The organism is Geobacter grbiciae, assembly GCF_018531165.1.
Taxonomy (GTDB): domain Bacteria; phylum Desulfobacterota; class Desulfuromonadia; order Geobacterales; family Geobacteraceae; genus Geobacter; species Geobacter metallireducens.
Window position 1 is genome coordinate 80,482 of record NZ_JAHDIW010000006.1, and the last position, 23,061, is coordinate 103,542.

26 protein-coding genes and 2 tRNA genes are annotated in these 23,061 nt (G+C 44.9%); 2 read left to right on the top strand and 26 right to left on the bottom strand.

Going from position 1 to position 23,061, the window contains the following annotated elements:
* Window positions 1-56: 56 nt before the first annotated feature.
* The 16 genes from KJB29_RS09445 to KJB29_RS09520 form a co-directional block, all read right to left on the bottom strand.
* Window positions 57-1,073, bottom strand: coding sequence for a UDP-glucose 4-epimerase family protein (locus KJB29_RS09445; protein WP_004513171.1), 1,017 nt, complete (start codon window positions 1,071-1,073; stop codon window positions 57-59).
* Between the two features lie 21 nt (window positions 1,074-1,094).
* The gene (locus KJB29_RS09450) at window positions 1,095-1,997 is read right to left on the bottom strand and encodes a glycosyltransferase (RefSeq protein WP_004513172.1); all 903 of its coding nucleotides are present in this window, start codon (window positions 1,995-1,997) and stop codon (window positions 1,095-1,097) included.
* Between the two features lie 108 nt (window positions 1,998-2,105).
* Window positions 2,106-3,359, bottom strand: coding sequence for an ISL3-like element ISGme6 family transposase (locus KJB29_RS09455; RefSeq protein ID WP_004514804.1), 1,254 nt, complete (start codon window positions 3,357-3,359; stop codon window positions 2,106-2,108).
* A gap of 249 nt (window positions 3,360-3,608) precedes the next feature.
* On the bottom strand, window positions 3,609-4,598 hold the full coding sequence (locus tag KJB29_RS09460; protein ID WP_004514695.1) for a hypothetical protein: 990 nt from the start codon (window positions 4,596-4,598) through the stop codon (window positions 3,609-3,611).
* 59 nt (window positions 4,599-4,657) lie between these two features.
* Window positions 4,658-5,680, bottom strand: coding sequence for a glycosyltransferase family protein (locus KJB29_RS09465; protein ID WP_004514696.1), 1,023 nt, complete (start codon window positions 5,678-5,680; stop codon window positions 4,658-4,660).
* A gap of 82 nt (window positions 5,681-5,762) precedes the next feature.
* Complete coding sequence (locus KJB29_RS09470; protein ID WP_004514697.1) at window positions 5,763-6,872, bottom strand: EpsG family protein; 1,110 nt, start codon at window positions 6,870-6,872, stop codon at window positions 5,763-5,765.
* 83 nt (window positions 6,873-6,955) lie between these two features.
* Complete coding sequence (locus KJB29_RS09475) at window positions 6,956-8,278, bottom strand: glycosyltransferase (protein ID WP_004514698.1); 1,323 nt, start codon at window positions 8,276-8,278, stop codon at window positions 6,956-6,958.
* Between the two features lie 8 nt (window positions 8,279-8,286).
* A complete protein-coding gene (locus tag KJB29_RS09480) occupies window positions 8,287-9,171 on the bottom strand; it encodes an alpha-1,2-fucosyltransferase (protein WP_004514699.1) in 885 nt (294 codons plus the stop codon).
* A gap of 202 nt (window positions 9,172-9,373) precedes the next feature.
* Window positions 9,374-10,237 (bottom strand): glycosyltransferase, encoded by an 864-nt coding sequence (locus tag KJB29_RS09485; RefSeq protein ID WP_238378986.1) that lies wholly within the window; start codon window positions 10,235-10,237, stop codon window positions 9,374-9,376.
* A 393-nt stretch (window positions 10,238-10,630) separates the two neighbouring features.
* Window positions 10,631-11,899, bottom strand: a complete 1,269-nt coding sequence (locus KJB29_RS09490; RefSeq protein WP_004514701.1) for an O-antigen translocase — start codon at window positions 11,897-11,899, stop codon at window positions 10,631-10,633.
* Entirely contained in the window at window positions 11,896-13,002 is a 1,107-nt protein-coding gene (locus KJB29_RS09495; RefSeq protein ID WP_004514702.1) for a DegT/DnrJ/EryC1/StrS family aminotransferase, read from the bottom strand. Before KJB29_RS09495 ends, KJB29_RS09490 begins: the two co-directional genes overlap by 4 nt.
* Window positions 12,999-13,928 (bottom strand): WxcM-like domain-containing protein, encoded by a 930-nt coding sequence (locus KJB29_RS19550; RefSeq protein ID WP_011365808.1) that lies wholly within the window; start codon window positions 13,926-13,928, stop codon window positions 12,999-13,001. Before KJB29_RS19550 ends, KJB29_RS09495 begins: the two co-directional genes overlap by 4 nt.
* A 492-nt stretch (window positions 13,929-14,420) precedes the next feature.
* Entirely contained in the window at window positions 14,421-14,651 is a 231-nt protein-coding gene (locus KJB29_RS09505) for a type II toxin-antitoxin system HicA family toxin (protein WP_004514704.1), read from the bottom strand.
* A 1-nt stretch (window position 14,652) separates the two neighbouring features.
* Window positions 14,653-14,883 (bottom strand): type II toxin-antitoxin system HicB family antitoxin, encoded by a 231-nt coding sequence (locus KJB29_RS09510; RefSeq protein ID WP_011365806.1) that lies wholly within the window; start codon window positions 14,881-14,883, stop codon window positions 14,653-14,655.
* Between the two features lie 204 nt (window positions 14,884-15,087).
* Complete coding sequence (locus tag KJB29_RS09515) at window positions 15,088-15,384, bottom strand: nucleotidyltransferase family protein (protein WP_004514705.1); 297 nt, start codon at window positions 15,382-15,384, stop codon at window positions 15,088-15,090.
* Window positions 15,385-15,443: 59 nt separating this feature from the next.
* A complete protein-coding gene (locus KJB29_RS09520) occupies window positions 15,444-15,719 on the bottom strand; it encodes a hypothetical protein (protein ID WP_004514706.1) in 276 nt (91 codons plus the stop codon).
* 70 nt (window positions 15,720-15,789) lie between these two features.
* On the opposite strand from KJB29_RS09520, the gene KJB29_RS09525 reads away from it, so the two are divergent.
* Window positions 15,790-15,996, top strand: coding sequence for a hypothetical protein (locus KJB29_RS09525; protein ID WP_187148467.1), 207 nt, complete (start codon window positions 15,790-15,792; stop codon window positions 15,994-15,996).
* A 76-nt stretch (window positions 15,997-16,072) separates the two neighbouring features.
* Here KJB29_RS09525 and hepT (KJB29_RS09530) read toward each other — a convergent pair whose 3' ends face one another.
* Window positions 16,073-16,489 (bottom strand): type VII toxin-antitoxin system HepT family RNase toxin, encoded by a 417-nt coding sequence (hepT, locus tag KJB29_RS09530; protein WP_011365802.1) that lies wholly within the window; start codon window positions 16,487-16,489, stop codon window positions 16,073-16,075.
* Entirely contained in the window at window positions 16,489-16,878 is a 390-nt protein-coding gene (mntA, locus tag KJB29_RS09535; RefSeq protein WP_004514710.1) for a type VII toxin-antitoxin system MntA family adenylyltransferase antitoxin, read from the bottom strand. The genes hepT (KJB29_RS09530) and mntA overlap by 1 nt, the downstream gene beginning before the upstream one ends.
* A gap of 232 nt (window positions 16,879-17,110) precedes the next feature.
* Between mntA and KJB29_RS09540 the strand changes: the two genes are divergently transcribed.
* A complete protein-coding gene (locus KJB29_RS09540; protein ID WP_004514806.1) occupies window positions 17,111-18,280 on the top strand; it encodes an IS4-like element ISGme2 family transposase in 1,170 nt (389 codons plus the stop codon).
* A 51-nt stretch (window positions 18,281-18,331) separates the two neighbouring features.
* Here KJB29_RS09540 and hepT (KJB29_RS09545) read toward each other — a convergent pair whose 3' ends face one another.
* From hepT (KJB29_RS09545) to KJB29_RS09580, 8 genes are all read right to left on the bottom strand, one after another.
* Entirely contained in the window at window positions 18,332-18,760 is a 429-nt protein-coding gene (gene hepT, locus KJB29_RS09545; protein WP_004514783.1) for a type VII toxin-antitoxin system HepT family RNase toxin, read from the bottom strand.
* Complete coding sequence (locus KJB29_RS09550; RefSeq protein WP_004514784.1) at window positions 18,750-19,151, bottom strand: nucleotidyltransferase family protein; 402 nt, start codon at window positions 19,149-19,151, stop codon at window positions 18,750-18,752. The genes hepT (KJB29_RS09545) and KJB29_RS09550 overlap by 11 nt, the downstream gene beginning before the upstream one ends.
* 12 nt (window positions 19,152-19,163) lie before the next feature.
* Window positions 19,164-20,129 carry a GDP-L-fucose synthase gene (gene fcl / locus KJB29_RS09555; RefSeq protein ID WP_004514785.1) on the bottom strand — a complete coding sequence of 322 codons (966 nt, stop codon included), beginning with the start codon at window positions 20,127-20,129 and terminating at the stop codon, window positions 19,164-19,166.
* On the bottom strand, window positions 20,122-21,204 hold the full coding sequence (gene gmd, locus KJB29_RS09560; RefSeq protein ID WP_004514786.1) for a GDP-mannose 4,6-dehydratase: 1,083 nt from the start codon (window positions 21,202-21,204) through the stop codon (window positions 20,122-20,124). The genes fcl and gmd overlap by 8 nt, the downstream gene beginning before the upstream one ends.
* Window positions 21,205-21,449: 245 nt before the next feature.
* Window positions 21,450-21,524, bottom strand: a tRNA-Glu gene (locus KJB29_RS09565).
* Between the two features lie 62 nt (window positions 21,525-21,586).
* Window positions 21,587-21,661: transfer RNA gene (locus KJB29_RS09570), tRNA-Gln, on the bottom strand.
* Between the two features lie 58 nt (window positions 21,662-21,719).
* A complete protein-coding gene (locus tag KJB29_RS09575) occupies window positions 21,720-22,274 on the bottom strand; it encodes a 2-oxoacid:ferredoxin oxidoreductase subunit gamma family protein (protein WP_215734386.1) in 555 nt (184 codons plus the stop codon).
* A 41-nt stretch (window positions 22,275-22,315) separates the two neighbouring features.
* Window positions 22,316-23,059, bottom strand: a complete 744-nt coding sequence (locus KJB29_RS09580; protein WP_215734387.1) for a thiamine pyrophosphate-dependent enzyme — start codon at window positions 23,057-23,059, stop codon at window positions 22,316-22,318.
* Window positions 23,060-23,061: the final 2 nt, after the last annotated feature.

The following is a 23,061-nucleotide window of genomic DNA, read 5'->3' on the forward strand; positions in this document are numbered from 1 at the left end:
ATAAAACATGCCAAATCTGCTCTTTTGCCAGTCATCCAGAATTCGACATCCAAAATTCAACCTTGCTTTTCGAACCATTTTGCAGTCTCCTGCAATCCCTCTTCCATGGTAAACGGCGGTTGCCAGCCAAGCTCCCGCCTGATTTTGGAGCTATCAACAGTCAGAGAACCGGTCAGCCGATTGACCGCAGCACTCTTGTCAATCAGTTTACCAGCAAGCTTCATAAGAGGAACTGGGAATGGGAACAGTCGTGCCGGCACCCCAAGAGCCGCGGCCGTACGACGGATAAGTTCGGGAGTAGAAACATCTTCACCATCACTGACGAGGTATGTCTGCCCAACTGCGGCAGGATGTGTTGCGCAAGTTACCAGTGCATCAACAAGGTTGCCGACATAGATCAGGCTACGTTTGTTATTGATTGAGGCAAGTGGGAGGGGTAAGACTTTCAATCCAAAATTCAAAGTTTTGAATCCATAATCGCCGTTGACAGCCTTCAGCAGAGAGAGGAAATTACCAGGATTTCCCGGCCCATAGACGAGGGGTGCACGGATTATCACAACCTCCATGCCTGTCTCGGAAGATATCTGCCGCAACAGTTGTTCGGCTTCATATTTCGAAACAGAATAAGGGTTGTGGGGATATGGCGGGCTGGATTCAATGTAAGGGGCATCTCCCGAGTTGTCGCCATTGACACCTATCGTGCCCATAAAGACGAAACGTTTGACGCCGGCTTTGGCAGCTTCCCGTGCAAGGTGTGCAGTCCCCTCTGTATTTACAAACCGGAACTCTTTCAACGGATCAGCAGCACGCTCCCGCATCACATGCACACGAGCCGCCAGGTGGATAACCGTGCCAGCACCAGCAAGCGCATGGCCCCAGAATGTGGCAGGCCCAATTGGTTCGATCAATGCCTGTTCAGTGCCCTTGACAAGAGAATCGGGATTTTCAGTAACTAGAAAGGTTCCACGGACAGACATCCCTTCGGCAAGCAGACGCGAGCAGAGAAAACTACCTACAAAGCCGGTTGCGCCGGTAACGAGGATGTTATGCAGAAAATAGGTATTTGGTTGCATGTTGAATATTCCGCGGTAAAGCTATTTTTTCTGCGGCAACAATAGTAAAAAAAATAATGCTATTCGATCCCGAAACGACCTACGGAATGCAAAGACATTAAAAAGCAGCAACATTCTGTCCAAAAGAGAAAATCGTCTCATACGCTTAATTGGCCAGGAATCCTCCGCTCCGACAAGATCACCGATAAGAATCACCTGATTGCGATACCAGCCATTACTTGTTTTCCTAAATCGTGACAGTGCCGCTGTAACACCGCTATTAACACCAAACTCGTTAGACTCATGTTGTCGATACATCATAGTTGGTTGAGAATCAATCCACCAACTATAAGAATTGCTGCGCGCAAAAGCATAGGTAAACCAGTCGTGCAAAGCTACACCTTTTGTCTTTTCATAATTATTGTGTAAAAAATTAGCCAAATTACACGCAAGCTTTTTGGTAAGAACAAAAGTACAGCCTGGCCCAGCTGACTCAAACAAAAAATCCCACTCTCTTTGGGGCTGATCCTTAACAATCAATCTAGCTCTACCATCAGGCCAAAAAGCAGTAACATTGGAAGAAAACGCATCCGCGCAATGTGCGTTCAATTGCTCAATTGAATAAGAAAGCTTATTTGGGTTCCAAAGATCATCTTGGTCAGCAAAAGCTATATAGTCATATTCAGAAAAGTCAACATCTCTAACTAATCTGAAAAAGTTTTGGCAAGCTGAACCAAACTTGTATGAACTAGCTAGAATATGAATACGAGAATCATTCAATAAAGCTAGTAAATCAGTTGTTGAATCGGAAGAAAGATCATCGCTGACAAAAACTTCTAAGTTAACATCTTCTTGATTTAATATTGATTTGACCTGATCGAGACACCATTTCGTACCATTGTAGGTAGCAAGTAATACACACACTTTTGTACTGTTATTAGTCATGATTATAGTTTCATATACAATTTAGAAGCCATATCCTTGGTATACCAGCAACTGTAATTTAATGGAAACTACGTCCACTTATATGATTAGGTCAATAAATATGGCTCTTTAGCAGAATCTGTGGTGACACAGGGGTTCTGGCAAGTCGCCAAGTGTGTGATATAGCGCCACTTGCAGGCACTTGATGGTTCGGAAACCGTACGCTTTTCTGATAGTCAGTTTTGCTTTGAGGTTCAGACCCTCTACCGCGCCGCTGGAAAGTCGGCCTTTTGCCTTGAACCAGTTGAGAATCATCGGTTTGTGGTTGCGTAACATCCTGGCAACCTTCTTCATCGGTTCCAGGTCAGTTTGCATTGTCCTGATGACCCAGTCGTCGAGGAACTTGCCAGCAAAGTCAGACCGCTGGTAGTCCCAGAACTGCTGAAAGTCCTCGCGCAGCAGATATGCCTTGATTGATGAGAGGTTGAGCTTGAGCAAATCTCCCAATCGTGACGTCTGCTTCTCGGACAGATTTTCCGGCCGTTTCAGCAGCAACCAACGGCCCTTTTCCAGGACGTTCTCCTGCTTGGCGGCCTTGAACTCCTTGGCTTCGGTGCGCCGAACCTCGTCAATCGCTTCGTTAAACTTCCGCATGATGTGGAAGCGGTCGAGGATGTTCACGGCATTGGGTGCCCGCTTGGCGATAACCTTGAGATACGGTGCCCACATGTCGCTGCAGACATACTTGAGCTTGGCGCTGCGTTCTTTGCCGAATTCCCGAAAGAAGCGCAGTAGCGTTCTTATCCGACGTTGCGGACCACACCAGAGAAGACGCCTGACGCCGGCATTGAGCTGATAGACCATCGTAAGATACTGATGGCCCTTGAAGACGGCAATTTCATCAACACCGATTTCCGTAACGCCATCAAGGTTTCTGTTTGCCAGGCCGTAATCGACAGCATACTGCACCGCCCGAAAGATGCTGTCCCAACTGGTCTTAAAGATTTCGGCAACTTCCTTCCAGGAGAGTCGCCGAGCCCACCGGGCAAGATAGACCTGGTACGAGATCGTCATTTGCTCTTTGCCATACCCCCAGGGGAGGGATTCAACCTTTACCCCATGGATTGGGCACAGAACCCGACGGGGAGCGTAGCGAAAGAAGACCTTGAACGCCCAGATCGGCACATACTCGAACAGTCGGGCCGGTTGCGTGTCGTATGTCTTGCCTCGCTTGCCACATTCCGGGCATTCGGGCTTGCTGTTGCGACGAGCCTTGATGTCAATGACCAGTGCTTCTGAGCCGCCGACTTTCGCCAGTCGGCAATCTCCGTAAATGAAGGACTTGAAACGCTCGAACTTGTTCAGTACAGTCTTGATAAGCATTGCTTCTCCCGTGTCGGACTTGATCGTTTCTCGCAAAAACAATCTTATCCTTCACGGAGGGGCAATGCCCTTATTTTTTCAGCCAACTACCCACAGATTCTGCGGACGAGGCATAAATATGAGACTTCATCTGAATCTGTGGATTACAACAGGTTCCGGCAATTCGCCAAGTGTATGATATAGAGCCGTTGTAGGCACTTGATCGATTTAAAACCGTATGCTTTTCTGAGGCAGCAGTAATGCAACATGTTAATTTTGGGATAGTACAGCAAGTGCATTCTCGTAAGCCATAATATATTCAGACGAAGGTAGAAAATTAACTTCAGGTAGTTCCTTTGTTGTATAAGATATCATCTCAAGCACCATCTCGGATACTGTTTCATAGAAAATAGCGCCAGGATCAAAAAACTCCTTAAATACTTTACGTTCAAGCAGAAAACAAGGAACACCTAGCAATAAAGCAACGGCTATTGGGCGACCAAAACCTTCATGGTTAGCAACAGAAACAAGAATATCGATGTTTACAAAAAACTGCTCTAGCGTCACAGTATCACTATTAATGATCGAGATATTTATTGATTTAAAATCAGCGCAAAGATCGTGATAGTACTTGTTTTCATGTCCATATATATAAAAAATGAATTTATCAGTTACATTATAATCTACAATCATATGAAATAGTTCATCGTAATTTTTTTTGGGTGAATCCGTACCCACAAGCGCTACTTTTAGAATTGCCCCCCGTTTATAGTTAGATCTAGTTTCAATATCCAATTTAGATGGAAATCTATTCGGTGCAAACAAACATCTTTTCTCCTCAATGCCCATGCTTAGTATGGATGGAAGCATTTCAGATTTATTAATATACGCAACGCGACAGTTTGAACTTGCTAGTGATATTTTTAAAAGTAGTTTCTTTAAGGTTGAATACTTACCATAATTAAACGGATAAAAATCGTGCATTACAATTAACTGATTGTTTAAAAAAGGCATCGGGTGTGGCGTTGGAGTATAGATCAGCATATTAGTTTCATCTGCTGAAAACAACTCTCTCACCAAGCTTACCCAACTACATATTTTTACTGTAAGAGCTGGAAAAGTATTAATTATATGCTCGTACAGCTTAGGCCTGACAAGTATTTTTAATATTCTACCATCTAACTGTTTGATATAATCAAGAGCATAGAAATAAAGTCCATTAGTTGATTTTATATGATATAAATTAACGATAACCTTCATTATAACCTACTCAGTATAAAGTTTGCACTCATTTGCAAAGCAGATATTAATAATTTCGCCTATAATTCAGATATTTTTAAATATGCATTTGATAGCTCATTCCAATTTGTGATCCCAGATTCATTATGGTAGGAAATTGAATTAAGTTGTTGACTAGTTAACAATTCATTGTTTGATAGGAAATATAAAATCTTTTCAGCCTCATGACCTCTTTCCAGTGGAATGAATGCACTTGTTAATCCGCTAGGAGTCCATGTCCCAACGTATGAAGCCACTACAGATCCATGTTGAATTGCTGCCAAAAATGATCCACGTCGTTCTGAAATACCATCTGGATAAGGAAGAAAACAAATTTTAGCTTCACCAAGCATGGTATGAACCAAGTCAAGATCTGCATTTAAAGTAGTGATGTTCATAACTTGAGGATAAATAGCCTGAAGCGATTTTATATAATTTTCATAGCCTTTTGGAATTTGCCCAACTAACTTAATACTTAGATTTTTGTTTACTATTTTGCTCGAGCATATAACTCTAAGGAAATCTTCGATACCTTTATTGGGACGAATATGACCAAAGTATAGAATATCTATCGATCTATCTGAAATTTGTTTTATTTCTTTTGGGTTAGGAATATTGGAAAGAATCGGTAATACATTTGCTTTTGATAATATGCCTGGAACATGTTTAGCTAAGTTATTCAACTCAAAGTTTGTAGTAAATATAAGCTGTGACGATTTAGAAAGAATGTTCCTGATAAAAAAACGACTTTTCCATGAAAGACTTGAATATTCATGCAATACAGTAATGAATTTTATTTTTTTTATAAATACATAGTAAATTAAAAGCATATGAGGGACAAGTGACCACCCATAACCCTCGGCTGGATATTGCATAAATATTACGTCTGGCTTTCTTTGATCAATCGATTTAAGTATGAATGATAGTTTTCTAAATCTCCAAGATTCTGCGACATAAGGTGACCATAATTTACCTATTTCAGTGTCTAGTAAGTTTTTTGTATAATCACCAACACCACAAACTTTGGGGGGCAATACCCCAGTTATAATTAATATGTTTTTCATCTCACTGCTGTCCCATAGTTTAGTTGAATAAATAAAAGGCTCTGAGATCAGAATCAAAGCGGTTTAGTTTTTCGACAACCTGCTAAAATAAAACACTCCTATATGGGCTAAACAATTCTGGGAACACTGAAAGATTGGAATCGTAGGATGCATACGATATTACTAATATGTAAATTAGAAAAACTCTCTTCTCATATAAACGCAATTTACTGTACACACGAGAAGCTAATAGAACTTCCATAAATAGAAAATACACTGACAAAACCTGTATAACCATAGCACCAATAAAAAGTGTATAAATCATAATTCCAATTACATATATGTTGAGTGAAATATCATCTAACGAATTTGAATTGCGAGCTAATCCTCTTGTGAAAAAGAATAAATAAATTATTTTTTTTATCATGGATAATAATGATTGCATCTGTGGATTTACATTTTCTGGAGAGTATAATTTATAGTTTTCACCTGAATAGTTCGCTATAGTTTTCACAAGCCCAATATCAGGACCTCCAACGGTAATCATTAATAATTTTTCCAAGATAAGGTCAATTAAACCAATATAGTTGATAAAATATGCAGCACCAATTAAAGCAATTATAACCTTTACAGAAAAACGTTTCTTTGGCACAATTAATTTAGTTATTCCTATTATAGACGTTTTATGCTGGGCAAAAGCGAACATCATAATGATATAAGATTTGATCTTATTTTTATATTGTATTGAATAAATAAGAAATAAGAATACGAATGTAATCGCTATCGACCTTCTTATACTTCCCATAAAATGGATTGGTAAATAGTTTCCCAAGAAAATCAATTGACCAAGATGCGGATTATTCGATTTTTTATAAATGATATAGTTCACCAAAACGGTGGATAAAACTGTAGTTACTATTAAAAATATTGTGTAATTCCCGTTTATATTTGCAATAACAAAGTTAAGCAAATAAAATCCTATATCAAAATGATTATCATATGAACTTCCTGACCCATTTTTTATTCCTACAAAATATTCGTAGTACGAATTCCAATCTGTACCTATTTCCCATCGGAATGCTATTATAGCACTCATAAAAAATGTCGATGCTGAAAACAGTATAAATTTAAGAGCCTTATCTTGGCATAGACTGCTAACAAACGCAGAGACAGCAACAAATACAAATAGTAATATATATACTATATCATGCATATCAACCAACTATTATATATAATACAATCAACTATCATTGTTATCAATTCGACAAGGTAACATCAAGAAACTATAATAGATTGCTATAATTTATTCATATTCTGATAAACATTATGAAGTTGTGCCTCTGCTCGAGAATACGGGCGCATTAAACGCAACAACAAAAGAAAGTTTTCTAAACCAATGATTTTTCTAATTACTCTCATCATTCTATTAATTATAATCAATTTATCGCTTAGATTCGGATAATTATATTTATTAGATCGATCAGATTTCTTAACCACGGCCCTGTTTAATAAAAGTTTATGTTTAACAAGCTGACTATGAAAACTATGATTATCAGTGCTAAATGGGTTGCCGACATTGTGCCCAGACTCAACAGCTGAACGATATAAGCGACGATGAAAAGAAATTATTAGGCTGCCATCTTGAAATGATTCGTAGCCATAGGTCATGCCTAAAAACTTGAGGACTGTTTCCTTTTGTGCTTGGATAGATGCCACATATATATCAATTAACGACTGAAGATCATTATATATACTTAAGCCACTGATGTTATACTGAACTGCCTCGCCTTTACATAACAAAGTGTAGTCAAAACCAGAGAAATGCACAAATATAATTGGTTCCTGCTTACACTCATTATTAAGTAACAATGATTCATTTGGATCTAGTCGACGTCGTACAACTAGACTATCCTCTTCTGTAATCAATACTTCCCTCTCATGAAAATTCCAAGGAGCAATGTTTGTGCCAGAATGCCTTAGCACACAAACATCTTCGCTAGGGAAGAGTCCTGGAATAAAATCAGCCCATTTTTGGTCAGTAAATAAAGCGTCATGGCTGTCAATGAAACACTGATCAAGAAGCCGCTGCCTCCACCATCTAATAAATGTAAATCCAGTATTAGATCGACAAACCCCTATAAAGCCGAGGTTGTAAATACCAGTGGCCATAATCCCTCTATCAGACCGTTTGCCCTCAAGCGAGGATGGGAATAAAATGTGTGGGGTCAGCACGATTGAGGCATATTGCAGACAATCAAAAACGGGAGTCAGTGAAGAAAAAACTAAAATATCTGGATCTAGATAAATAATTTGATCAACATCTGTTTGGTTAAAAAGGTACTCAAAACAGAACGGTTTAATAGCAGTACAGTATTCAGTAAGGTTGTATTTAAAAGCCATCTCCTGTAACTTTTCAGGAGCAACAAAGTGCTGCATTACTACATTTACATCAATAGCATCAGCACTGAACAGTGCACGATTATCACTAGGAATACCATCAGCAATAAATGCATAGAATGTTATGTCATCGTTGTATTTGATAATAGATTGCCGCAACACCTGTGCAAGACCATAATAATTACGAGCAACTATAGTAAATATAATTTTTTTAATAACCATAGCTGGATTCAACCTTCTATTTGATGCCAAGCAGCTGGATAAATTGTTTGATTTGGAGAATCTGTGTTAATAAATTTTGTTGGACAAATTACTACTTTATTTGGCTGCTGATTTAACCATGCTGCCCACCAACTGAAAGTACTATTTGCAATAATATTGGCACGACAGTGAGACATAAGTAAGATATCTTTCCACGAATCAGTCTTGCTGTTACCGCTAACATAAACGGCATCCCTTAATCCAAGATTTTGCTTACACCAGTCAATATCGTCAGAGAAGACATAAAATTTAATCTCTAAACTTCTATGCTTACAATAAGTAATGGCCCAACCTATTGCATTCCTGTAATATTCAAGAGTAGCAATACCTCCAAAAAGATTCGAGTTTATCCCCTTCAAATAGTCCCCGCGACGCACGTGAATAGAAACACCGTAAACGGCATCAATTTGCTGAAGGATAGCATCGTTTACATCATCGAGTGGCGGGAATGAGAAAGCAGTACGCACAGCAGCTTCAGAAGGGTGAAAATAACGGGAGTCGTGCCATCCACCATAAAGTATACGTATTCCAAACCAAGGCTTTAGTAGTGAAGGATCGAATTCATAATTGTACGCTTCATCTATGACTTTTATACGGAAGAGTGAAAGTACAAAATCGGCCGTTCGCTTAGAGTAGAATCGGCGGGATATTCCAAGACGGAATACAACTCGTACAAATTGCAAATACCAAGGCAGTCCTTCTTTAAGACCGAATATACGATCAAGCTCGTATCCGTTGTGTTGCTTAAACGCGTAAAAAGCATAAGCACGCTGCATTAGTTGTCGCCTGTTAATGAAAAAAGCGTATTGAGAAAGCTGATTGCCCAATCCGTAGGATAATACGTGAATGTCCATTTAGTAAACTCTGCACAGAATCCTTAGAGATGAGTATTATATATATGATAAAACAATAAATTCAATATAAAGTGCTAATATAGTTAAGTTATGTTGTTACGATGTTGATGAAAAAAAGGTATGCAAATCGTTCAAAATATGTAATTTAAAACTACTTAATTCAGAAATGAGCAGTTATAAATGCCAATATCATAAACCGACATTAATTACCATTCGCATTATATTCACGTTTAATAAACTTCTTAGCTATAAGCGTAATTAGGACATTTAACGCTGCTAATAATTTGACAAGTAAATATGCATTTATTGTAAATAAATATGAAGTGTTTTGCCATAGTTTTGGCGCTATGACATCAATATTATAGCATTCCTTTATTATTCTATACGTGTAATCAGAATAATATTTAAATTCATCATTATTGAAATCTAGTGCTTTATTCAATAAGTTATAAATAGAGGGGTAATTATTACTTTTATCGTATATCTCTCCAATGTTTTTATAATTATCATGGAGAAAGCCAGCTGCATGATCAGACATTTGGTATGCAATAGCAACTATGCAAATTTTACTCATCTGAGCAGCATCAAGAATGGTTGTACCCATACCCACAAAAACGTCAGATTTCAAAATATATTCATTCAACTTACTATAAGGGACTTGGTCTATAACACTAATTTTTTCTGCAACCACTGGCTGCATGTCACGGATTGCCCTAAGCACAGAATCCTTTCCCTCCCCATAACCAATGATTGTTAATGATATGTTATTGTTAACGGTATAGAGTTTTTCAAATGATTTTATCAACCCGATAACATAACCCTTAAAAGGGAATTCGAATCGTGAAACAGTTAATATATTAAATATTTTATTTCTATTTGCAATTATATTTTCACAGTTCACTGATATGGGAAGCCTGAGTACTGTTAGATCATACTCTTCAGGTATCAGTCCGTAATAATTCACACATTTTTCAATGCAAGTTTCATCCATAAAAACTATAACATTTTTTTTCAACAAATAGTCTATCAATCCTTTCCCAATAAAAGCAATTTTCTTACTAACCATATAAGTGGAATACGGATGTACAATGTAGATAGTGTGTCTAAATTTACAACTATATTTTGATTCTGTTAACATAGAAAAACATTCAAAAAACTCTGGCATAAAATGAGTTATTATCAAACAATTGTCTTTTGAATTAAATGTCAATTTGTTAGATTTGCACGAATAAAATTCTCTTTTATTGTGATTATAAACATAATGTTCTATATTAATTTTTTTTATATCTTCTAGCAATGTCATGCTTGTTATTTCGTCTAATGTAAGAAGTATTGATCTGTAATTATTTTGTCTATACCAATTTAATAGACGAATGGTCAGGGTTTCTGTCCCTCCCATATTCATACATTTACAAAATATTATTACCGTATCTCTCATGTGTTTACGACCAATATACCGTCAAATTGCTGATATGTGCCTTCGTCCATTTATGAACTTTGGTATTAAATATATCATGGTAATCCAGTACACAACATAATTGATAAAATACCCTACAGTTGCACCTTTTAGCCCAACATATTTCGTAAAAACAAAAGTAAACCCAATAAATGTAGTGCCGAATAGAATCTCAGTAAAAATAAAGGTTCTCACCAAAGCCCGGCCTAACATTACATAAGCCAGCAACCAACTGCAAATTTTAACAACATCCCCGGAAAGTTGCCATGCAAACAACTCAGTCATTGGATAAAAGTCTTTTGTAAACAATATTTCAACTATCCAGTCTCGTAATAAATAAATAATACTAGCCCCACTTACAGTAAGAGGAAGAATAAGTTTATATCCTCGCAGGATTTCTTTCTTTATCTCTGTAATATCTCTGATCTCAGACAGCTTCGGGAGATAATAAACACTAAGAGTTGTTGTTATAAGCATCAAATAAATATCGCTAATTTTTGTTACTGCCTGCCAGTGGCCTGCACTTGTCCAACCGAATTTTGTTGCCAGATGATCCCGAACGATGATTTGGCTCGTTGGGCCAACAGCAGCAGTGGTAAGCGCCATGAGCATGAATTTGCCCAAGTTACGTGCTGCTATCAGGTCTATAGGACCGATGATATGGGCAACACGAAACCAAGCCGCTCGTTGGCACATTGCAAACGTGACTATAAAAACAATTGACTGATTGATGGCTAAGGCAACCAGCGCGCCATACAATCCCCAAACTTTGGCCAAGATGCCAGTTACTATCAACGATACCAAGCTTCCAGTAATATTTACCGTTACATAACGGCGAATATCTTTCTTACCGTTCAAAATAGCTAAAAGAAGCCCATTAAAAACCATAAGAATCAGCGTAGCAGCCAGCCAGAGGAATACACCTGCGTAGGCTTCATCCTTAAGAAACATTCGGGCTAGTGAACGGTGAAAAAGTGCAATGCCGAGTGAGGCAAACAATGAACCGCAGAAAACTATAGTTCCTGCAGTGCGCCATACTGTGTGCTGCTGCTCCTCATCATCAAAATATTCGGCAGTATACTTGGTTACACCGGTAGTTATTCCAGCACTGGCGAAGGAGGTTAACATGCCCATAGCATTCTGGAATTGACCGATAACTGCATAACCTGCAGGCCCCACATATAATGCAAGAACCTTGTTCAGGCCAATAGAAGTAAACAATCTAATTACAACAGCAATACCATTGAGCAGACTTGTTTTGATGAGATTCAAGGTATTAAAATCCGATTCATTGTTTTTATAACAAATTCCGCTTGTGCTTTTGACATCGACGGTCCCATTGGAAGGCTAAGCACCTCAACATGAATGTTTTCCGAAATTGGAAATGTTCCTTCAGAGAAACCAAGCTCTGAATACGCTGGCTGAAGATGCGGAGGGATCGGATAGTGAATCATCGTGCCGATTCCTGCTTCGTTTAACTGTCTTTGCAAAACATCCCTATTTTTGCACCTTAATACAAAGAGGTGCCAGACAGGATCCGCCCATTCAGGAACATGTGGCAAAACAAGATGCTCATTCGATTTCAAACCATCCAGATAACTAGCAGCAATCTGCTTACGCCTTTCATTCCATTCGTCCAGTTTTGTCAACTTCACTCTCAAAAATGCTGCCTGCAGTTCATCAAGTCGTGAATTATAACCTTTGATCTCATTATGATATTTTATTTGTGAACCATAGTTGCGCAACACCCGTATTTTTTTTGCTAATTGATCATCATTTGTGGTGATCGCGCCGCCATCACCAAAGGCGCCCATGTTTTTCCCGGGGTAGAAACTGAACCCGGCTGCGTCACCCAATGAACCGGCGCGTCGACCCTTGTAGCGTGCGCCATGTGATTGTGCAACATCTTCTACAACCTTAAGGCCGTACCGAGCAGCAATCGCATTTATCGGATCCATATCGGCGGTTTGGCCGTAAAGGTGGACCGGAAGTATCGCCTTGGTGTTTTTAGTTATTGCTACTTCAATCAAGACCGGGTTGAGATTATATGTAATTACATCTGGTTCAACTGGTACCGGAGTGGCGCCCGTATATGAGACGGCAAGCCATGTTGCAATATAGGTGTTGGATGGAACAATGACTTCATCGCCTGGTCCGATATCCATGGCCCGCAGAATAAGATGTAGGGCTTCAAGGCCATTCCCCACACCGATACAGTGCTTAACCTGACAGTACTCTGCAAACTCTGCCTCGAACGCTTCAACCTCTTTGCCTAGTATGTACCACCCCGATTCCATGACACGCCGATAGGCATCGTCCAGCTCTGCTTGCAGTTCAAGATAGGGGGATTTTAGATCGAGGAAGGGAATAATCATTTCTTCACCAAGGCAATAAACTGGTCATAATCCCTAATGTAATCTTCAGGTTTGTAGACATCCGAAGCAAGCACCATCAGAACTGCATCTGGAGAATATTTGTACTGTACGCCCCAGACCAGAGGAGGGATATGCAAAGCCGCGCCTGGCGTATTGAGGATATATTCTTCGCGACAGTTACCGTCATCAACCATGACCGAACAGGCCCCCTTGACACAAACCAGGAACTGGTGCAGTTCCTTGTGTGCATGCTCGCCGCGCACTTCACGACTCTGCACGTCAAAGACAAGAAAATAGCGTTTAGGGATAAAAGGGAGATATTGACCGAATTCTGCAAAGGAGAGACTGCCCCGCAGGTCAGGGATGATAGGCAAACGGACAAACTGCACGCCCGGAATTGCCGACTGACCAACAGTTCCTATATTCTCACCTACTTCAATCTCGGAATGCTTTTGCTGAGCAGGAATCGTCGAAACATAACCGGTTATTCGTGCTGGGTTCCCCACCACGATGGCATTTGGCGGGACGCTTTTCGTAACCACAGCACCCGCGCCAACCATGGCATTCCTGCCAATTGTGCTACCGGCAAGGATAGTGGCATTGGCACCTATAGAAGCGCCCTTTTGAATGACTGTTTTGGCAAACTCTTTAGGGTGTTGCTTGCTCCTTGGAAACAGATCGTTGGTAAACGTGACATTGGGGCCAATGAACACGTCATCCTCAACACGCAACCCATCCCAGATCTGCACACCACACTTGATCGTGACCCGATCACCGATAACTACGGCATTTTCAATGAAACAATGTGAACAGATATTACAATCTGAACCAATCACAGCACCCGGCAACACCACTACATACTGCCAGATACTGGTGCCCTGGCCGATCTGCTTTGCCTGCACGTCGGAAAGTGGATGGATTTTCAAAAGACACTCCCACAAAGTATTATTGTCAGTTCTCATTATGCTGTCATGAGGGAAATGAGGAGGAAATGGGAGGAAATGAGGGGGGGAAACGAGGGACTCTCTCCATTTTTTCCGACAATAAAGAGGGAGATGAGGAGATGAGGGACACTCCCCATATTTCTCATTGCCACATGTCCGCTTTTGCTACGTGCTACGTCATATAGAAACGGGCAGCACGCGGAAAAACGTACCCTCAATCCACACCTGTTATCCTTCCTTCACCCAACACACCCCATGATGCGCCTCGGCGTCGCACCGGTGGGCGGAAAGATCAGCTGCAACGGCGCTGATCTTCTTGTTCAGAGTCTCGATCTTCAGGTCAACAAGATCAAAACGATCATCAGTCTGGGGGAAATGAGGGGAAATGAGGAGGGGAAATGAGGGACACTCCCCATATTTCCCGGCAAAAAAAGCTCCCACTTCGCCCTTCACTCGGAAAATAACAGCATCATCTTACTTGCCGGTTTTCAGAAAATCTTCAGGATCTATTTCAGCCTGTTTCAGTATCGCCCTAAGAGTCCCTTCAGGCATGTCGCCGGCGTGGTTCGGAATCGTCGTATACTTGTCTTTATCAGGGTTGTACCAAATCTCGTGACTCCCTGCCGCCTGTCGATCGAAAACGAATCCGAAGGCCTTGAGACGTTTGATAATCTCACGATAACGAAATCCCGACAGGCGCCCCATATCAGTTTCCGACTACCAAATCCAGATCAAAACTCTTTCTGATGGGTTTCAGCTTTATGGTTTTTTTTCGTTCCGTCTGCGCTTCAATCAAGCGTCGTGCCACGTCACGAGCAATTTCCAATGTTTCACTGACGGTACGACCTTGGACAACGAGTCCCTGAATGTCATCTGACGTCGCTAGATACACCCCTTCAGGCAATTTCTCGATATGAATCTGAATCATGCGTTCCATGATACTTGACCTTTCCGGTGCCCCTTCGTAACGGTTCTGGATCCATTTCAGAGAACTGGCAGCTGCGGAGCCCCCCCCTACCCTTCCTTCACCCGATACACTCCATGATGCGCCTCGGTGTGTCGGCCCTGTGGGCGGAAAGGTAGGCCGCAACGGCGTCGATCCCAGATGATGTTGGTGATGTCAGCTACCAGCAGCTCGCGGTCAAACATAAATAGCATCCTGTTCAATCCGCTTTTTGAGCATGCTGTTCATATGAGGACGCAGTCGTACCACATCGACCTTTCCTCCGAACTCCTCTTCAACCGCTTGTTTGATGCCGATCAGATTGTATAAGTCTGGTTTCTCAAGTTCTACGACAAGATCAATATCACTTTCATCAGTGGCCGTACCGCGGGCAAATGAGCCAAAGACACCTAGTTTCTGTATGGTAAATTCCTGGCGAAAATCTGTTTTCTTGCTCTGCAAAAAAGCTAAAAGTTCTTCTTTTGTCGGTCTCATAACATCTCCGCAACCTTTGATCAATTAGGAGAATGAGAGGCACTTCCACTCTTTCCCTATTACCCTTCCTTCACCCGATACACCCCATGATGCGCCTCGGTGTCGGCGCGGTGGGCGGCAAGGTCGGTAGCAACAGCATCGAGCTTGACCTCCAATCGGTCCATCCGTCCTTCCAATCGGTCCATCCGCCCTTCCAGGCGGTCGGCCTTTTCGTTCAGCATCTGATGTCCCTCAACGACGATGTCGAGTTTGTGCTGAAAACTCTCATTCAGTATGCCGATCTGATGCTTAAACAGCTCCTCTATCTTTTTCAGGTCAATTTCGTCAAGTGCCATTTATCATCTCCATTGTGCCAGATGCCGGTTTAAAGCCCGGGAATTACCCTTACTTCACCCGATACACCCCGTGATGGACCGCAGTGTCGGCCCGGTGGACGCAAAGATCGGCAAATACAACATCTACTTTGACATCCGACGTATCAACCTTGGTGTCAAGACGATCCATCCGGGTTCCCAGTCGGTCTACCTTCTCCACAATCATCTGCTGTCCTTCAACCACCAGATCGAGCTTGCTCTGACAATCTTCAGAAAAGAACACCAATGTGATGCTTGAACTGTTCCTCAATCCTTCTGACCGAATCGTTATCCATGATGCAATATTCTCTTCCAACTGCTCTTGAGCAATTTAATCAACCAACTAACCCCATTGACTTACGAATATGTTGCAGGAAGATATCTACATCATTCAGGCTGTTCATTATCGCGCCACAAATTACTTCCTGATCAATCTTTTCATAGTCATGGGCGAGAAAGTTACGGAAACCGGCAATACTCGCAAAACGATAAGCGAAGTCCTCATCAAGTACCTTGCTCTCACCGAGGATATCGAACGATTCCGCATAAGACTGAGGGAGTCGTAACCCTTTATGCTTTATTACCAACTCTGCCAGCACGATGCAACCATCAGAAAGCAGATAGAGATAGTGGAGCAATGCACCGCGATATATCGGATCAACAGCAAATTTGCGACTGCAATCATCCTTGATTGCGCGAATTATAGAAAGATGTTCGTTGATTCTTCCTATCTTCTGCCGTATGCGCTCCACTAAACCCCCATGGCGTATCGACGCTGAAATTTGAAATCCGTGCACCTATGGAGAACCTTGAGCTCAAAGTCGTCTCGGGCATCATGGTCGGTCACGTAGAGAAGTTTCCCATTCCGGAGAATCTCATCATTCAAGATAAGATTGCCTGAAAGCCCCATCATCATCAAATCGATATCGTTTCTGTTCAGTTTTCGGCACAGGTCTGCGTATAGATGAAATTTCAGTGTTGCTCCACTCACTTTATCCGTGTTGCGCGGCAACACTGCAATATCAATATCGCTTAAAGAGGATGTCAGCCCACTGGCAGTCGAACCGAAAAGATAGGCGGCGACAATCTCGTCATGGTATTTTGCGAAAATCGGTGCAAGCTCAGTCTTCAACTGTTCCATATCGCAATCCATCAAGTTGACCGGCGGGAATCCTTGCTCACATTTTCCACATACCACTGATACGTCCGCCCTATCCTTCTGACCGAATCGTTATCCAAAATTACTACTGTCCGGTAAACTTTGATTGTACAGCTGTAACTTGTTGAACTTTATTGCTCTTTGGCACAATTGTTCTTTTTTCGACATGAATTCGTTCTGGGTGTAGCCTTCCTCCCTTTACAGGAGGGGAGCAATGCACACCGGTCCGACCGTTTTCAAACAACTTCTGCAGTTTCTGCCCCGGTACGAATTCAATCTCTGCGTTCGCCGACACCGTGGCGAGTATCGGGAGAAGAAGTTCTCGACCTATGACCAGTTCCTCTGCCTGGCTTATGCCCAGATGGCTGGCCGTGAGAGCTTGCGGGATATCGAGACCTGCCTGAACTCCCACCAGGAGAAGCTGTACCACATCGGCTTTCGTGGTGATGTCTCCCGCACGACCCTTGCCGACGCGAACGAGCGCAGGGACTGGCGTATCTTCCAAGACTTCGGTCATGTACTGATCGGCATAGCTCAGCAGCTGTACCAGGCTGATGCCATCGCCGTTGAGCTTACGCAACCGCTCTACGCCTTTGACTCGACCACTATCGACCTGTGCCTTACGCTGTTCCCATGGGCCGAGTTCCGCAAAACCAAGGCGGCGGTCAAGATGCATACGCTCATTGATCTGCGTGGTCCCATTCCAACCTGGGTCACTATTACCACTGGCAAGGTCCACGATGTCAGGATGCTGGACCATCTGCCGGTTGCAAAGGATGCCATTTACACGATGGACAGAGGGTATGTCGATTTTGCCCGGCTCCACTCCATCCACAAGCAGGGAGCATTCTTCGTAGTTCGGGCAAAGGACAACCTGAAATGCCAGCGGTTATATTCCCATCCGAAGGACAAGGAATCAGGTGTACGGGCAGACCAGATTATCACCCTGGTGACGCAGAAGTCGAAAAAGGGGTATCCGGAGAAACTGCGCCGGGTCAGCTATGTTGACAAAGAACGGAACAAGCGACTCGTATTTCTCACGAACAACTTCGAGATTCCGGCAGCGACGGTGGCTGCGATTTACAAGCAGCGCTGGCAGGTGGAGCTGTTTTTCAAATGGATCAAACAGCACCTGCGGATCAAGTCGTTCATCGGAACGTCAGTCAATGCCGTGAAGAGCCAGATATGGGTTGCCTTGTGCATCTATCTGCTGGTGGCGATCACGAAAAAGAAGTTGGGGGTTCCGTGTTCGCTCTACACTTTTCTACAGATTCTGGAGGTCAACTTGTTCGAGAAAAAGCCCATTTCATCGCTGGTTGCGGAGGCTCTCAAGCGAAATGCTGATTATCCTGAGCGCAACCAACTGAACTTATTCAACTATTAACCGGACAGTAGTGATCCAAAATAGGAAATTCTCTCATTCTCGCAAAAGCGTTTACGCTTTATCACTCACTTCCTGCACAGGCGACATGAGGAACTCCGTCACAAACCGGTACTGTTCATTTCTGACAAGTTCTAAAATCCGGCCCATGTCGATATTCATGTAGTCATGGACTAGCCGGTTACGCAATCCTATGGTGGCATTCCACGCAGCAAGGGAGCTGACCTTGATCACCCCCAGGTCAGCCAGGGCATGAAAGCTGTCATATGCCGATACAGGCACCTGCTTTCCGCTTGCCTTGAGCAACTGCTTTGCCTTGCCGATGGCATTCTCTACAAGCACCTGTATGGCATGGAGTACACCGTTCTCTTCAAGACGTGACAGGGGCCTTTCAGAAAGCAAAATAGCACGGGCCTCATCCAGCAGCGCCGTTTGTTCCTGGGCGATATATGCCGTTTCAGCCTGGTACAGGTCAAGCCGCATAGGTCTGCTCCCAGTAGTAATCTTCAAGATCGCGCCAGGTTCGTCGGAGAAAATGCTGCCAGGGAAGTCCGTCTTCCCCTTTAAGAGGGATCCCCTCTTCTGCGACCACAGCGCGCATGGCCAAGCGGGCCGAGGGGAGGTCGATCAGGTCGACGGTGTCTTCTGTTATACCAAGGATGGACGCCAGCCGCCTTCGGAGGCTTTCGGTTCGCCCCAGGTGCCCAAGAAGGGAAACATCCCGATCCCACTGAATAGCGATGTCCCAGTCGCTTTCCAAGCCTCGGCGGCCCGTTGCCCCACTCCCGATCAGTACTGCCAGTTCTAGCAGCGGTTCATCCTCGAGCGCCGCCCTCAAGGTATCTACGACAGATGCAGAAAGATCGGATCGCAACGTTCGACTTCCTCACTTTGCGTAATTTTCCACATACCACTGATACGTGCGCCGAATCCCCTCTTCAAGCTCCACCCTGTGCCGCCATCCTAGACCGTGCATCCGTGAGATGTCTTGAAGCTTGCGGGGAGTTCCATCGGGTTTTGATGCATCGAATACCAGGTCGCCGGAAAACCCGACTACATTACGGACTGTTTCTGCCAGTTCACGGATGGTGACATCATGCCCCGTGCCGAGATTCACGAAACACGGCTTGGGGTAGCTCAACAGCTCCGAAGCAAGCTGATCATCCGTTAAATCCATGACATGAAGACACCCCTCCGCCATGTCATCAACATAGAGCAGCTCCCGGCGAGGTGTGCCGCTTCCCCAGACAACAACCGATGAAGCGTTCTGCCTCTTGGCTTCGTGGAACCGCCGGATCAGCGCGGGGAGGACATGGCTGTTCTCGGGGTGGAAGTTGTCGCCGGGACCATAGAGATTGGTAGGCATGACTGCTACAAATTTGGTGCCATATTGTCGGTTGTAGGATTCGCACATCTTGATGCCGGCAATTTTCGCTATGGCGTAGGGCTCGTTGGTGGGTTCCAGGGGACCGGTCAGGAGATGCTCCTCTTGCATGGGCTGCGGTGCGTGCTTCGGATAGATGCAGGATGAGCCGAGGAAGAGGAGCCGTTTGACGCCGTTCAGCCAGGCGTGGTGAATGACGTTGTTCTGAATCATCAGGTTGGTGTAGATGAAGTCGGCAGGATAGGTGTTATTGGCATGGATGCCGCCGACCTTGGCAGCAGCAAGGAATACGTAGTCGGGTTTTTGACTTGCAAAGAAGTCCGCCACGGCCTGCTGATGGGCCAGGTCAAGTTCCCTCTTCTCGGGAAGCAAGAGATTGACATACCCACGGGACCGCAATTGCCTGACAAGTGCGGAACCCACGAGCCCATGGGACCCGGCAACGAAGATTCGCGAATCCTTATTCATGGTGGTCAAACGCCTTGTAGCCGTGTTTCTTTACCAACTCATCACGTTCGGCGGCTCTCAGGTCCTCGCGCACCATCTCGGACACCAGTTCCCTGAAACTGATTTTTGGAGCCCACCCCAGTTTCTCCCTGGCCTTGGCCGCGTCGCCCAGGAGGGTCTCCACCTCGGTGGGGCGGAAATAGCGCGGATCGACCTTGACCATGACCTTGCCGGAGTGATCGGTTCCGGTCTCATTGACTCCCGCCCCTTGCCACGCTATCTTCATCCCCAACTCTTCGGCAGCGGCGTTGACAAAGTCACGGACGCTGTACTGGATACCGGTGGCAATGACCCAGTCTTCAGGCTCATCCTGCTGCATCAGGAGCCACTGCATTTCAACATAATCCCGGGCATGCCCCCAGTCGCGCTTTGCGTCAAGGTTGCCCAGATAGAGGCACTCCTGCAATCCCAGCTTGATGCGAGCCAAGGCGCGGGTAATCTTGCGGGTGACGAAGGTCTCCCCCCTCACCGGTGATTCGTGATTGAACAGGATGCCGTTGCAGCCATAGATACCGTATGATTCGCGGTAGTTGACGGTGATCCAGTAGGCGTAGAGCTTGGCAACGGCATAGGGAGAGCGGGGGTAGAAGGGGGTCGTCTCTTTCTGGGGGATTTCCTGAACCAGACCGTACAGTTCGGACGTTGATGCCTGGTAAAAGCGGGTCTTCTTTTCCAGGCCGAGGATGCGAATCGCTTCGAGGATCCGCAGGGGGCCGATGGCATCGGCATTGGCGGTGTATTCCGGCGTTTCAAACGATACCGCCACGTGGGATTGTGCTGCCAGATTGTATATCTCGTCGGGTTGGACCGACTGGATGATTCTGATCAGGTTGGTGGAATCGGTCATGTCGCCATAGTGAAGCACGAAACGCCGCCCTGTTTCGTGGGGGTCCTGGTAGAGGTGGTCAATCCGATCCGTGTTAAACAGAGAGGCCCTGCGCTTGACGCCGTGGACCTCGTAACCTTTTTCCAGCAACAGTTCTGCGAGGTACGATCCATCCTGTCCGGTAATACCGGTAATGAGAGCTTTTTTCATTCCGTAACCAATCTCCATTGAATTTTTCATATTCAAGTCAATCGATAAACAACGCCCTCGCCTTCTCCATGGCAGCCATTGAGGGAAGCCCGTGAAGATGCTGGGGTAAGGACCCTCCAATCACCAAATTTCAAGGTAGTAACAATAGCAAACGCCGCCGGAAAATTAAAGGGGTTTATGCCTACACAATGCAACAATGGGGATAAAAAAAGCGGCAACCCTTCAAAAAGGTTTGCCGCTTCATATGGTGATCCCAAGGGGACTTGAACCCCTGTTACCGACGTGAAAGGCCGGTGTCCTAACCGCTAGACGATGGGACCGAAACTGTATTACTTCGTGCTGCGCCGGATTATCTTCCACCCTCGCTTGCATGTGTTGGTAGTGGCTGGGGTGCCAGGATTCGAACCTGGGAATGCCGGAATCAAAATCCGGTGCCTTACCGCTTGGCGACACCCCAAGAGCAAGGATCATCCTTATAGCAAACGATCCCAAACCCTGTCAACGGTTTTTTTAGATTATTTTGAAAAGGAACTTCCGCTCCGCTGCGCACCGGCTTCGATGGCCCTGACGTTTGCCGGGATGAATCGGTGATTGCGCTCGGGGAGCGTCTCGCGCAGGGCACCTTCAAGGGTTTGCAGCGATACGGCACCGGTCTTTGCGGCGTAGGCCCCCACGGCGACCATATTGACCATCCGGAGATCTCCCAACTGCATGGCAATTTCGTTCATGGGGATGGGGATCAGTTCGATATCCGACCTCGAAAAATCGCCCACTTCCACAAGAGAGGTGTTGACGATGCAGACCCCTCCCGGCTTCACCCGGGAGGCGTATTTATCGAAGGAAGTCTGGTTAAGGATGACGGAGACCGATGGATTGCCAACAACCGGCGAGCCCACCTCGCCGTCAGCGATGACAACGGTGCACATGGCGGCACCGCCGCGCTTCTCGACCCCGTAGGAGGGAAAAAAGGAAACGTTCTTCCCCTCCCCCATTGCTGCGTAACCAAGGAGGTTTCCAGCCAGGAGAACTCCCTGGCCGCCGAAGCCGGAAATAAAAACGTCATGACGCATGGGGACAAACTCCTTGCAAATCTATGGATTGCCGCGATCTACTAGAGGTCAGCAGCGTTCTTGAATACTCCAAGCGGGAAATAGGCACACATTTCAGTACCGACGCGCTCGTTTGCCTTGATCGGGTCCATCCCCCAGTTGGTGGGGCAAGACGAGAGGGCTTCGATGAACGAAAACCCTTTACCCTCCGCCTGGTACCGGAATGCCTTCTTGATCTGCCGCTTGGCGTCCATGAGGTTCTTGGGATTGTTGACCGCCACCCGGGCCGAGAAGGCTACCCCCTCGAGTTGGGCAAGGAGCTCGGCCATCCTGATGGGGGAGCCATCCTTCCCCTGGTTCCTCCCGTAGGGAGAGGTTGAGGTCCTCTGCCCCACAAGGGTAGTGGGGGCCATCTGGCCACCGGTCATGCCATAGGTGGTGTTGTTGACGAAGATGACCGTCATGTCCTCGCCCCGGTTGGCGGCGTGGATGATCTCGGAGGTGCCGATGGCGGCCAGGTCGCCGTCACCCTGGTAGGTGAAGACAAAGGCGTCGGGCCGGGCACGCTTGACACCGGTGGCCACCGCCGGAGCCCGACCGTGGGGGGATTCGACCACATCGATATCGAAGTAGCCGTAAAGAAAGACCGAACACCCCACGGATGCGACGCCGATGGTCCTCTCTTGGACACCAAACTCGTCCATGGCCTCGGCCACGAGACGGTGAAAGGTGCCGTGATGGCAGCCGGGGCAAAAGTGGGTCTGGACATCCTTGAGACTGACCGGTTTTTTGAAGACCTGTTGCATTA